Source organism: Ochrobactrum sp. AP1BH01-1, from assembly GCF_018066705.1.
In the GTDB taxonomy this organism is placed as follows: Bacteria; Pseudomonadota; Alphaproteobacteria; order Rhizobiales; family Rhizobiaceae; genus Brucella.
On record NZ_JAGPOU010000004.1, the window covers coordinates 396,626 to 409,129 of the forward strand.

The window sequence follows — 12,504 nt, forward strand, 5'->3', positions numbered from 1 at the left end:
CTGTTGATAAACTCCACCATTACCGCCGTTGCCGCCATCGCCGCCAGTGATGTTGGAAACATTTGTCAGCCTAACGATTTGTGTCGCCACCATGCCATAACCACCCGCGCCGCCGCCGCCGCCGCCGCCGGCGCCGGCCACATTGCCCGGCTGTGGTCTATCGCCGGTGTTGTCGCCTCCGTTGCCGCCCTTGCCGCCGTTTTCACCAACCAGGTCGTTCTGATTGGTAAAATCCTCTGTTATGGTTTTTCCATGATTTCCACCGTTGCCTCCGCCTCCGCCTCCGCCTCCAATGCCATAATTCGTAGACCTCCCACCATCCTTTCCGGCAGCCCCACCATTTTTAACCTCCGCACCACTATTATCGGTAGCATCGCCGCCTTTTCCGCCGATTCCGCCACCTGCTCCTCCCCCTCCGCCTCCAGCACCTCCGAGATCGATAAAATTGCCATGGGTTGCCGCCCCACCATTCTGCTCGAAGCCGCCGCCGGAACCTGGCGTCGTTGTTGGAGATGTATGAGTCGTGACACCTCCATTGCCGCCGGAGGTCTGGCTCAAAGCAGGAAAACTCACAACGCTCATGATCGCCAGAAGTGATACAGAACAGATCAGCGCGGGGGGACGATTAGGGTGATATAGTTTAGCCATAATTGCTCTTCTAGCCTATATAAGAGTACACTAATATTAAATTGGCAACACAAATTGCATGTATGAACTTTCCATATCATCTTCGGCATCGATAATCCAGAATTTACCTTTGCATTAGTTAAAGTACTCATCACACCCTCTTAATCATTAACAATAAATATTGGGTAATAGCGCATTATATTATAAATAATTAAAGAATGGAGATCGGGTTTGCTTGTTATAATTCAAGCTTTTGATGCGAGCCCGAGAGAACCGCTGCCGAAAAGTGGGCGTTAGCGAAAAGCAGATATGCTACCGACTGAACCGGCCCTCAAGGAGGGGCAATGAGCAAGCTCATGGTGTCAAAAGCCGCGTAGTGTGGCCGATCATGCAACACGAATCAACGGAATGTCGTCGTTGCGCCTGGCTATGTGGCGCGCCCGGAGCTGGCTGCACGTCCTGGTGATTGGTTGGCAAGAAGCCTTTCACCGCTTACGTGGCTTCCACTTCGCGACCGTTTGCACGTTGATACCGCAAGGTTGCGCCAGAACCCTCAAGCCCTCTGGACTATGCTGTATCGCTCGACGGAATGCCCCCGTCATGCGGGTGCCCTCTTGTAAAACTTAATACACCGCGCATTCGTCCACCGCCAGCTGCATAGAGCGCGTCTGATAACCCGCTTTTATTCGGAAACTGCGCAACACGACGGACAACGTGGCTGTATGGACGAACAGGGGCTTTTTAGAAAAAAAGGATGTAATATCTTTGTGTATTAATCATCATTCAAGAGGTATGCAAATGGCCTTCACAGTAAACGCATTAATCGGAAATAATATTGTAGTTTATAGAAATACAGTCATCCGTGTCCTTTTCACGGGATCCGTCGATCCGACAGATCCGACCCCGGAAAATCCATATGTGCAAATCGACTCACTGAATTTGAACAAACTGGACGTCCCGGAACCGGAACAATACGAACATTTCACAGTGCCACTCGTTCCAGACCCAGATAACGAAGGCCAGTGGATTGGCGAGGTCTTCGGCACTGCTCCAGGGGACGCTACAAATATAACTCTCACCGGATCCGCGAATTCCGATACCGTTCAGGGCATCCTCAACACCACTGACGTTCCAGTCGGTTCTTCAGATGACATTCAAGACGATCCCATACCACCACTGACCCCGACGATGGAAACCGCCCCGAGGGAACATATGACGCCCTCCGAGGATACAGACGGCAAGTATACGAAGATTTTCAAAGTTGCAATTTATTATACCGCCAACGACGGAAGTTTACTTCCTTACAAAAACTACGTCGTTGAATGGAATACGATAGTTAATTCTGATTTTAGTGATCGTTTCAATGTGTATGGAAGTGCCACTGCAACTGAGGCGCTTGCGTCATACCGGCTCGGTCAAACTATTTATTACCGCACAGCAACTAATACGAACGGAATAGCGGAATTATACATCGTATCGTCGAAAAAAATGGCAAGTGAAATAATTTCTTGTTATACAACCCGGCTTCAAAATAAGAAATTTGGCAGTATTGCATCGATTGATTTAAATCCAGAAAACGCAACACTCGAACTTTCCGCTCCAGATTTAAACTGGCCAAATCCGGTGATAAATCTCAATGATACAAATGTGAGAAACTTTCAAGTACTCGTAGACTATGGAAGCACAATGGGAGATGCAGTTTACATTTATCTGAATGGTTTTCTAAACTCCGTGACCACAGTAGGTTCCAGCGGTGCCACTATCTCTGATTCAATTTCCCGATATAATCTAAAAAGCACCACCTACCCTGAGATCGACAGTAAAAGAGAAAACAAATTGTTCTATGCCGTTGCCCAACATGGCACCGTTCGAACATCCCGGCAGACTTGGTTCAAGGCGACCGGCAATCCTGGCCCTGCGGAACCGGAGGATGTAGACAGGATCTTGCCTGCGCCATTTCTGATAAATCACAGTAGAACTATAAACGCTGATCTCATACAAGGTGGTTTATTAATATTTGCTACAAAGAAAGATGAAAAAGGTCAATTAATAGCCGCGGCCGGCGACAATATTACAGCAAGAATTTTTGTAAATGCCTTTGAGGATGGAACAAATACGCCAAAGCATGGCGTTTTTTCTGGCGAGCACACCGTAGACCAAACCTCAATCGACGACCCCGCAGATTTTATTATCAATATTGCCGAGAAAAGCCTCAAAGGCTTTGATTCTGATAGAAATGGCAACACCGGCCTCGCACAGATCGAATATTTCGTTTCTAAACCGGATGGTACTAAAATATACTCGCGCCTCGATAGTTGTCGTATAGATACAGTCCCTCCCCACGGAAAAAAACTGCTCAAGTGAACGCGATGTAATTGTTAATATAGCTTCAATTCCTTTATCTGAGTTGGCGGTGGTAATTTATCTAAAATAAATTCGTGTCAAAAAATCGATAAATCCAACTCACTAATTAATAATTAAAATAAAAACTTCTTTCCTTAGATTGAGCACCGGCACAAATAATACGGTATGTATTTTTCGAGGTGCTCAATTGTAATTGATTTTAACTTTTCATCAAGAGGTTAATATGGCAAAAAGGCCATTGAATATTTACGCGTCAGATGGGGCTTGCCCCAATAAAAATGAGTATCGTGGATTCACCCCCTGCAATACGGCTTATGTTTTTGGAGACCCGGGAGAGAGCGTCATCGTGTCTGTCGGGGCGGGAGGAAGCTTCGTCGGTTATTCGAGCAACGCCCGGGAAATCACGATTGGCAAATCTGGATATGAATCGCTCGACATCAGCAGCGTCGTTAGCGGGCCGGAGGTCGTCTACGCATATAGCCCGCTGGACGGCAATCGCAATGCGCTCGCAACTTCGGTGTTCCTCGAACCGAAACAAGGCAGCGATTACATCGATCTATACAGCAGCACTACCGGGGTGCCGAGTGACGGCAAGAGTACCGCAAAGGTATACTTATATATTTCCAGCCAGCTGAATTCCGCAGACAGCGACCGTGTTCAGGTCGCCGTGACGAACAACGCGAACATCGTGAATTGTAACGACCAATCCACGGGCGAAGTCCCCATCCCACCCAGTGGCCAGGTAGAGATTGCAATAACCAGCATTTATCCAGGTGCCAAGAAAGTTTACTTTCACGTTAAGAATCTTCCATTAACCACACCACTGAGCGTTGATATAGATTTTATTGATATAGGTGCGTTATGATTGATTTGGATCCATTAAGACCAATAATAGTTAATGCTGCCAACGCCAACGATACTGTTGATCTAAAGACAACCAATATTGTATTGCTAACTATTCCTAATTACAACAATAGATCGCTTTACGATACAATAAACATATATTTCGATGATTCACTTTACTACACATACATTGTTAACTCGCTCGTCGGGAATATGATTGTAGACATTCCCAAAGATAAAATAAGAAAGCAAGATTACAATATAAATTACACTATAACAGATTCGAGTGATAACATAAATCACTCGGAAAGTAAAGTTTACTACTTCATTAATATTGATGAGCGGTTTAAGCTTGGAGAGCCTCTATTTCCTGATGCACGCGAAAACGTCATCGATATAGTAACCGTATCGACCAACGGTGGATTGCGCACAATAACCGACTACAAGTACATAGAGGCAGGACAAAAAATACAATTTTATTGGCACGCAGTTTATATTGGTACCAATACCGTCATAGCCGGAACCGAATACATTTCACCGGAGATAACCGTCAACGACACAGACGTCCAAAACGGTTATAAGGGGATCACGATACCTGTCATTTATATCTCTCCTGCCAAGGACATCGGCATTGGCCAATGTTATTACATGGTTAAAGACCCTCTTATAACGGCATTTTCATCAACGGCAAAAATAAATATCGTTGAGGAGAATTGGAACGACGGAAGACTGCATTCCTACTATACATCCGGAATCGCAAGAACAAATCCGAATTATCCGCACCTGCAACCATACAATTTCGTTACTGTTGTTGGCAAGCCCGGAACGGATGCTATCATCGAAACAAGCCAAGGCATGTTGATCGACGTGTATAATGGTGTCGACGAATGGCCTTTTAAATTTGATAGTACCGGCAGAAAGATGTTCAGGCTGTTCCTCAATGAGGAAATACCGCCTTTCCATCCAGGCAGTATCGATACCGAGGAGGAATCGATACTGATGTATGGCATTTCTTATGTCGATGCCCGTGATGACATGATCACCCAAAACATTTCGTTTGGTAATTATCTTTCTCATGACGGCCCGATCAGGCAGTATTCTTACAATAGTAAGGCTTATAATGATGATGAAACGCCGATCCAGGTTTTGGTTATATTAAACAGAAACGTAGTTTCAAATTCAATTCACGTAACAGTCGACAAGAATGCAAAAATAAATCATTTCTCAAATGATACAGACATAGTTCACGTCGATTATACTGCTCAATTTTTTGTTTATAACAATTCTATAGAACAAAATACAATTACTGTAAACATAGATAATTCAGCGTATCCGCTTAGATTAAACGTTAACTTCGTTGATCCATTAAAGGCAAAGAAATGAAAGATATAGTAGAAGTTTCCAACCAGACCTTTGAAGTGTATCAGGATAAATCGCAGGCGAAGGCCAATTACAAGGACTTTATTACAATACAGGTGATCGTCAAAGGTGACGGGGGAGCGCTGCTCAGCGGCCAGAGCGTACTGTTTAGCCTCGGCGGCTCCCACGCCAGATTCCGAGAGCTCGCCAATCAGAAGATCATCGGCACAACCGATTCGTCAGGAACGGTTACTGTTCACGTTATGTCCAATGACCTGGACAAAGGAACGGTCACGATAACCATCGTCGACAAGACAGGTCAACCGCTATCAGGGTCAAAAACCGCTGAGTATGAGTTTATTAGAGATCCTGCGTTGGGTATTGCAGTCGCGATTGAAAAATCGGGGGCCAAGGCTGACGGTATCGAACAGAACATCGTTGCGGTCACATTGACGGACTCCGGCCAGCCATTGGCTTATGCTACAGTCCATGCCCGGGTTGATGGGAAGGCTTTATTCGTTCCCGACGATGAAAATGAGACCCAAGCCACGACCGATAGTAGAGGTACAGCCCGGTTTTACCTGATTGACGGGAATAATTTACAAGAAAATGTAAATTTCACTGCTTATTACGAACTGGCTCAGTGGCTACAGGCCACCGCTGTCGTTCCATTTTCCGATGCTTATAATTTTGACATTACCACAGAGGTGCTATCCAATTTCAACACCCCTGGTACATCGCCCAACACTGTAAGAATAAAGTTACTTAATAACAATCAGGTTGCGTCAGGATTTGATATCGCCTGCACCTTGCCGGCGGCGAGTGGCGCTACTTTTGTCAAGAATGGTGAGAAGCACTATACTGGAAAGACGGATAAATCTGGATATCTGGAAGTAGATATCAATGATACAAAAGTTGAAAAAGTCACTATGGAAGCATATGTTGTGCTACAGCCAAGTAAGTCCAAAACTGCGGATCTGGAATGGCAGAAATACGACATACAGCTCGTGGTGAACCCCAATAATAGTCTTCCGGATGGCATTGCTCAAAATATCATTACAGCTACCTTAAAAAACGATGGTGTGCTTGTCCCCTCAGAAGAGCTGGTATTCAAGATTGATGATCGGTCGAAATCTAGTTTCGTTGATTCGAAAACGCGTACGACATACAAAACAACAGCTAGCAACGGTACTGCATCGGTCGGTATCGTTTCAAATTCCTCGGAAACCTATCCAGTAGTTGTCGCTTTAAACCGACATAATACAATATACTCCAGCGTGAATAGCGCGTTTGGAGCTTACGCGCTTACGGTGCTGCAGGTAAAGAATAACGCAAACGGTGACGAGAAGGATGAAAATAGCGTCAAAGTTTTATTGACAAACAACAATAATTTGGTAGCCGGAAAGAAGCTTTACTGCACAATGTTGAACAAAAAAGCTGTTTTTTCGAGTAATCATCAGTATACATCCGAGGTCACAACGAACTCAAGTGGTGAAGCCATTATCAGCATGGTAGGATTGGGTTCGTTCCAGGATACTCTTAAAGTTTCCGTGGAGGACAACACCTCAGTGTATAAAGAGGTCGTTCTCTATTGGCGCAAGTATACAATAACTCAGGTGAATACACCCGCAAAGTTTACAGTTGGAAACACTGGGGTTGCTACAGTGGAAGTTAGAGATAATGGAACAGTTGTTGGAGATGTTGATGTTACATTCAGTTCACCGTATAATGTAACTCAAAAAACAACTTCGACTGGGAGGGTATCCGCAAGTTATTACTCTAGTTATGCGACTACGATAAGATCGACAGCATATGTGAAAGATGTTCCTTCGGTATCGGTATCGACCTCCATTGAATTTGTAGAAAAGTACTCGACTTCGAGTCCAACTAAAAGTTATGTTACATGGGGATATGATCTTACTTTTAGAGTGATGGACAATGGGAGAAACGGTCCGGCATCCTATGCATGGGTCGATGCATATCTTACAGCGAATTGTATAGTCGCAAACATACCTCAAATATGGTTTGAAAATCATGTAGGTAACCTGGTGCCGACATATAAAGATTATCAAACCGATGGTAACGGTAAGGTAGTTATCCCAATAAGGTATTTAACGGGCAGGCCAACTGCTTATAATTATGAAACATTAACTCTTTACATCGGGAGTAACCTTATTGCAACTTACGGGTGCCCGAACGCGTAGGCTGAATTGTGAACCCTCCCCGTATTCATGCGGGGAGGAGGCTGTTCTGCAGCTGTCAGCCCGCGGACTTATTATGACGCAGCACATTGACTGCCCACAAGCCTTGATGGGGTAGGCGTATTTTGCACACACCTTCCGGAAAGAGGGCTGATTATCTCAATGAAGTGTTATGATGATCAGTTTGGAATTTCTCCATGGAGTGTACATTGGAGGTTCTTCCGGTTGAAGGACAAAGCCGCCAGAACCGGAAGTAGCCAGATGAATTGAAAGCGCGGACCGTGGCCGATACGCTGATACCGGCGTGACAGTAGATCAAGTTACCTGCCAACTTGGTTTGCTTTCGAACCATGTGTCGTCCTGGCGGACGCTTGCACAACAGGAACGGCTACCCCGCTGAGAAAGCGTCGAGCGTCACACCTGTCCTGAAATCGCGGCAGGTGCAGCGACCATTCGGCCAGAAGCCGGCACTTGATCGGAGCACGTCGGTCGTGTCGTACACGCTTTGGCTACTTGCATGATGTTCCCTTCCAACCGGGTGCAGATCATGGTTGCGATGAAGCCCATAGACTTCCGCAAGGGGCATGACGGGCTGGCTGCACTGGTGTCATTGGTTTTGCGCAGGTATCCGTTTACTGGCACAGTATTTGTGTTTGGCCCACGCAGGGAGGATCGATTGAAATTGGGGGTTTTGCAAAATTTTCGTCAGGGTTGGCGGATGTAGCATTTCGGCTTTTCATGGGCAGAGAATTTCCGATGTTCAAAGACCGCCATTTCGATACATGCGTTATTCTTCTATGTGCGCTATGGTATCTGGCTTACAATTTGAGCCTGCGTGATTTGAAGGGATAATGGCCGAGCGCGATGTCAAGATCGGCCTTGGAGACGTCTATCTCGATCATAACATCCTGTGAGACATCCATGGGTGCTCCTCCTTGCAACGCCAGCCCTAAGCCCAGCCAACCGTTCGAGCAGAAAAGGATGCGACGGAGAAGATGATACGCGCCTCCGTCACGCTACCCATTTCACACCATCCAAACGTACAAGGACAGGCGGCACGCTCGGGCGGTCTACAAGCAAGATATCATCGGTCCTTTCATGGTGTTCGTGCCAGTCGGTCGGTGTGAACGTCCCATCTGCGTTTTCAGTCGCCGCTTTTGCGAAGCAGCGCCTCGAGCGGCTGGCGCTAGGGTCAAAACCCAATCAGACTGTTGATCATATTGGCACTGCGTGATTCACTGCCTTCTGCAGCAGGAGTTTTGGACCATGGCAGGAGAATTCTGGCTTGATGACCGGCAGCGGGCAGTGATTGCGCCATTGCTTCCGACCAACCAGCCTGGTGCTCATCGCACCGACGATCGCCGGGTTATCAGTCGGATCATCCACGTCCTGCGATCGGGTTGCCGATGGCAGGATTGTCCAGCCTGCTACGGACCTCCGACAACCATCTACAATCGCTTCCATCGCTGGTCAGCCAAAGGAATATGGCGGCGGCTGTTTGAAGCTTTGGTGCAATCGACCGATCAGGACATCCATATGATCGACAGCACCACCGCAAAAGCACACCGCTCTGCCACTGGCGGAAAAGGGGGGCCGAGGCCGAAGCAATCGGTCGCTCGCGAGGCGACAGATCGACAAAAATCCATGCTGTTGTCGATGGTTGTGGCCGTCCAGTCGCGTTGCAAATAACGCCAGGGCAACGCGGCGACGCCCCCGTTGCCATTCCACTGCTCAAGCCTTTGCCTTGGACACGCCTCTTTGCAGCAGACACTGCTTACGACAGCGACGCTTTGCGCGACTTCCTTGCAATGCGTGGCACGCAACCGGTCATTCCCAATAATCCATCCCGGAAGCGGGTCAGGCCGTTCGACCCAATCGCCTACCGACGGCAAAATATAATCGAACGCACCTTCTTCCGCCTCACGGATTGGAGGCGTGTCGCGACACGATATGACAAGCTCATGATTACCTTCGCGGCGACCTGCTACATCGCCGCAATCGTAACGTGGTGGATCAACCGAGTCTGGAGCCTAGCGGCCGCGGGTTCCAGTAGGGGTTGGAGAGCGCCTGATCCAGAGCGAGGACGACACCCTCCTCGTTCATCCCGAGATCGCGCAGCGCCGTAGTCGCGCCCAGTCCCTTGGCCAGATCGAAGAGGCCATGGGGCGTCGGTAAAACCGATCACCTGATTGATTTTCGTCGTCGCCCGCGGCGCGGCCGCTTGGTTGTAGGCAACGACATGCGGCAGCACAGCGGCGTGCAACTGCGCATGCGATAGGTCGAACATACCGCCCGACCTGAGGCAGACGCCACATAGCCAAGCGCCATAAAATGCATCGCTGCGCGCCCGAATACCGGTCGCGTTGCTTTTCTGTTCCGGTAGCGCCCTTGCAATCGCGGCGATCCCCTCTTCCGCCCTCAGCGAAATTACCGGATTCGTCTCGCGAGCGTAAAGCGCCCTCCAGCGCATGTGCGATGGCATTCATACCGCTTGTGACCGACATGGCAAACGGAAGCGTCAGGGGAAATCGACGTCATAGACGATCGCAGCAGCCGAACCTGCCACAATACTCCAGAATAGAAGCGATACTAGGGGTAAAAATTCACGATGCTCTGACGGGCGTAAAGTCTCCTCGGACCGGGTTGGAATCCGCCTCAGACCAGATTAGAGAAGCACTCCGGACCGATGTCGGAGCACGGCGGAGAAGCTAAAAAGGCGCTTTGGACACAAACATCCCGTTTAGATAATTCAGCCGTTCCAATCAATCGTCAAGTCGATAAGCTTTTTCCTGTAACGCCCTGTGGAGGGGGTATAAAGGAGGAGAAAACGTGTCTAAACGTAATCATGACGTAGGCCGTCCTTCATTAGAGGATGGGCGTAACGAGCCTCACATCACATTGAAAACCATATCTTTTTGTACGCTAAATAAAGTCAAATAGACTTTAAGTTTCGTCAGTCGGACTATGATTTTTCACTTTTCGGGAAGCTATTTGGCGCAATACTCAATCCGGTCTACAAATGACAGAGGGCGCCCTTTCGACGTTTCCAAAGCTACCCTGATTTGGTTAAGAAATCCACCCCTGGGAACGAGGAAGTGAGGATAAACAATAAATGGGAGGCCGCGCATCTGCCCCGTGATGAAAGGAAGCCATCGTTTGAGAAATCGACAGAGCTTCGCAGTCAAATGAGACATGAGCGGATGAGACCCCACCCCTTCTTTGACAAGAGAAACTCCGCTTTGACCCTTCCCCCAACCCATGCTGGTTTGAACACCAGCTGCATTTTTTCCTCCAAGCGATTTGTTACCCGCGTTTTGAGTTGAGCTACAGGCATTGAGTGTATAGCCCTCACCTCTCGGGGCCTATTGTCGAAGCAGCGCGTCCCACTATCCGGCACAGCCGGCCCCGGCACTGCAATTCGCACAAGGCTGCAGAGACGAGTGCGATGGGTGCGTTCGTTTCACCAGGCAGATATCTGAAGGACTTCGGTCTTGCGATCAAGTTCAGGTATCTTGAGCGGCATCCGATCGACACACCCAATTACGTCATTTCGGCTCGGAATGAAGTCGACAAGACCGCCCTTCCAGAGAATCAGTCATGGACACTCCTTCCACCGAAAATCGACCTCATTCCCGTGTGGAAACGGACTCTTTCCGATTGAATTCCCTCAAGGTTTAGGAACCCGGAACTATAGACCGCAGTCTAAAATGCCTAAAAGCTTATAAAAACAAAGAGATAGGATGCTTGGCGGCGAATCGATAAAATTTCGCTTAATTTTAATGCCGGCGCTAACTCTTTGTTAATTCGGCTGGCTCTTGCGATAGAATGAGAATCGGACATAATGACGGTATTTAGGCGGTATCAGTTCCAATGCCGTCACTAGGGACACCAAGCAATGAATATCGCAAATCCGGCAGCAGCCTTGTCGTTTGACGACATGATATTATCGCAAGGGCGCGAGATTTCTCGCAAGCTCAATCTGCTGCGCCACGAAAACTTTCCGCCGGATGCGCGCAAGAACATGTTGCGCCAGTTTTCGATGGCCGAGGCTGCCTATTTCCTTGGCGTTTCCCCCAGCAATCTCAAGAAGCTACATCTGGAAGGCAAGGGTGTCGAGCCGACTATTCTGACAGGCGGCCGCCGTGCTTATTCTGTCGAGCAGATTCAGGAACTGCGCCAGTGGCTCGATCAAAATGGCCGCGCCGAAGTAAAACGCTACGTTCCGCATCGCCGGGGAAATGAGAAGCTGCAGGTTATCGGTGTCGTCAACTTCAAGGGCGGCTCCGGCAAAACAACCACTGCCGCGCATCTGGCGCAACATATGGCCCTGACCGGTCATCGTGTGCTCGCCATCGATCTCGATCCGCAGGCTTCGCTTTCGGCCCTGCATGGCATCCAGCCGGAGCTCGACGAATTTCCGTCGCTTTACGAAGCCATTCGTTACGACGCCGAAAGGAAGTCTATTCGCGAGGTTATCCGGCAGACGAACTTCCCCGGCCTCGACATTATTCCGGCCATGCTCGAGCTGCAGGAATATGAATATGACACGCCGCTCGCCATGCAGAATGGCGGCGAGGGCAAGACATTCTGGAATCGCATCGCACAGGCCCTCGCCGATGTCGACAGCGACTATGATGTCGTGGTCATCGATTGCCCTCCCCAGCTCGGTTATCTGACGCTGACGGCGCTTTCCGCTGCGACCTCGGTGCTTATCACCGTTCATCCGCAGATGCTTGACCTGATGTCCATGTCGCAGTTTCTGCTGATGCTCGGCGATATTCTGAAGACGGTTCGCCAAGCCGGTGGCGCTGTACAGCTTGACTGGTTCCGCTATCTGATCACGCGTTATGAACCGACCGATGTCCCGCAGGCGCAGATGGTCGGCTTCATGCAAAGCATGCTCGCCTCGCATATGCTCAAGCACCAGATGCTGAAATCGACGGCGATCTCCGATGCCGGTCTTACCAAGCAGACGCTTTACGAGGTTGAGCGTTCATCGATGAATCGCGGCACCTATGATCGCGCCATGGAAGCCATGGAAGCGGTCAATTCGGAAATTCGCGGCCTCGTTCATGAGGCATGGGGGCGTTAGACTGCCGTCTAAAGCGGC

Annotated in this window: 8 protein-coding genes and 2 pseudogenes; 9 read left to right on the forward strand and 1 reads right to left on the reverse strand. The window is 48.8% G+C overall.

Going from position 1 to position 12,504, the window contains the following annotated elements; genetic code table 11:
* The first annotated feature begins 3 nt into the window (after window positions 1-3).
* From J9800_RS16680 to J9800_RS16720, 8 genes and pseudogenes are all read left to right on the forward strand, one after another.
* Window positions 4-597 (forward strand): hypothetical protein, encoded by a 594-nt coding sequence (locus tag J9800_RS16680; RefSeq protein ID WP_162792682.1) that lies wholly within the window; start codon window positions 4-6, stop codon window positions 595-597.
* Between the two features lie 828 nt (window positions 598-1,425).
* A complete protein-coding gene (locus J9800_RS16690) occupies window positions 1,426-2,991 on the forward strand; it encodes a hypothetical protein (protein WP_210845888.1) in 1,566 nt (521 codons plus the stop codon).
* A gap of 223 nt (window positions 2,992-3,214) precedes the next feature.
* Complete coding sequence (locus tag J9800_RS16695) at window positions 3,215-3,856, forward strand: hypothetical protein (protein ID WP_162792680.1); 642 nt, start codon at window positions 3,215-3,217, stop codon at window positions 3,854-3,856.
* Window positions 3,853-5,217 (forward strand): hypothetical protein, encoded by a 1,365-nt coding sequence (locus J9800_RS16700; RefSeq protein WP_210845889.1) that lies wholly within the window; start codon window positions 3,853-3,855, stop codon window positions 5,215-5,217. The genes J9800_RS16695 and J9800_RS16700 overlap by 4 nt, the downstream gene beginning before the upstream one ends.
* Window positions 5,214-7,397 (forward strand): Ig-like domain-containing protein, encoded by a 2,184-nt coding sequence (locus tag J9800_RS16705; protein WP_114216540.1) that lies wholly within the window; start codon window positions 5,214-5,216, stop codon window positions 7,395-7,397. Before J9800_RS16700 ends, J9800_RS16705 begins: the two co-directional genes overlap by 4 nt.
* 544 nt (window positions 7,398-7,941) lie before the next feature.
* Window positions 7,942-8,118: an IS66 family insertion sequence element accessory protein TnpB gene (tnpB, locus tag J9800_RS22240; RefSeq protein WP_353618744.1), complete on the forward strand. Its 177-nt coding sequence runs from the start codon at window positions 7,942-7,944 to the stop codon at window positions 8,116-8,118.
* A gap of 32 nt (window positions 8,119-8,150) precedes the next feature.
* Window positions 8,151-8,269, forward strand: a pseudogene (locus tag J9800_RS16715) (IS6 family transposase); the annotation flags it as partial.
* A gap of 391 nt (window positions 8,270-8,660) precedes the next feature.
* Window positions 8,661-9,409 (forward strand): annotated as a pseudogene (locus J9800_RS16720) (IS5 family transposase); the annotation flags it as partial.
* Here the strand turns inward: J9800_RS16720 and J9800_RS16725 are convergent.
* Window positions 9,379-9,876 carry a dehydroquinate synthase/iron-containing alcohol dehydrogenase family protein gene (locus J9800_RS16725; RefSeq protein ID WP_353618741.1) on the reverse strand — a complete coding sequence of 166 codons (498 nt, stop codon included), beginning with the start codon at window positions 9,874-9,876 and terminating at the stop codon, window positions 9,379-9,381. The pseudogene J9800_RS16720 and the gene J9800_RS16725 sit on opposite strands and share 31 nt — an antisense overlap.
* Window positions 9,877-11,289: 1,413 nt before the next feature.
* On the opposite strand from J9800_RS16725, the gene repA reads away from it, so the two are divergent.
* Window positions 11,290-12,486: a plasmid partitioning protein RepA gene (repA, locus tag J9800_RS16730; RefSeq protein WP_114216537.1), complete on the forward strand. Its 1,197-nt coding sequence runs from the start codon at window positions 11,290-11,292 to the stop codon at window positions 12,484-12,486.
* The last annotated feature ends 18 nt before the right edge of the window (window positions 12,487-12,504 follow it).

What these genes read in the sequence shown, in the direction of transcription:
- J9800_RS16690 (WP_210845888.1), top strand. Translation starts at nt 1,426, where the DNA reads ATGGCCTTCACAGTAAACGCATTAATCGGAAATAATATTGTAGTTTAT.
- J9800_RS16695 (WP_162792680.1), top strand. Translation starts at nt 3,215, where the DNA reads ATGGCAAAAAGGCCATTGAATATTTACGCGTCAGATGGGGCTTGCCCC.
- J9800_RS16700 (WP_210845889.1), top strand. Translation starts at nt 3,853, where the DNA reads ATGATTGATTTGGATCCATTAAGACCAATAATAGTTAATGCTGCCAAC.
- J9800_RS16705 (WP_114216540.1), top strand. Translation starts at nt 5,214, where the DNA reads ATGAAAGATATAGTAGAAGTTTCCAACCAGACCTTTGAAGTGTATCAG.
- tnpB (WP_353618744.1), top strand. Translation starts at nt 7,942, where the DNA reads ATGGTTGCGATGAAGCCCATAGACTTCCGCAAGGGGCATGACGGGCTG.
- J9800_RS16725 (WP_353618741.1), bottom strand. Translation starts at nt 9,876, where the DNA reads ATGCCATCGCACATGCGCTGGAGGGCGCTTTACGCTCGCGAGACGAAT.
- repA (WP_114216537.1), top strand. Translation starts at nt 11,290, where the DNA reads ATGAATATCGCAAATCCGGCAGCAGCCTTGTCGTTTGACGACATGATA.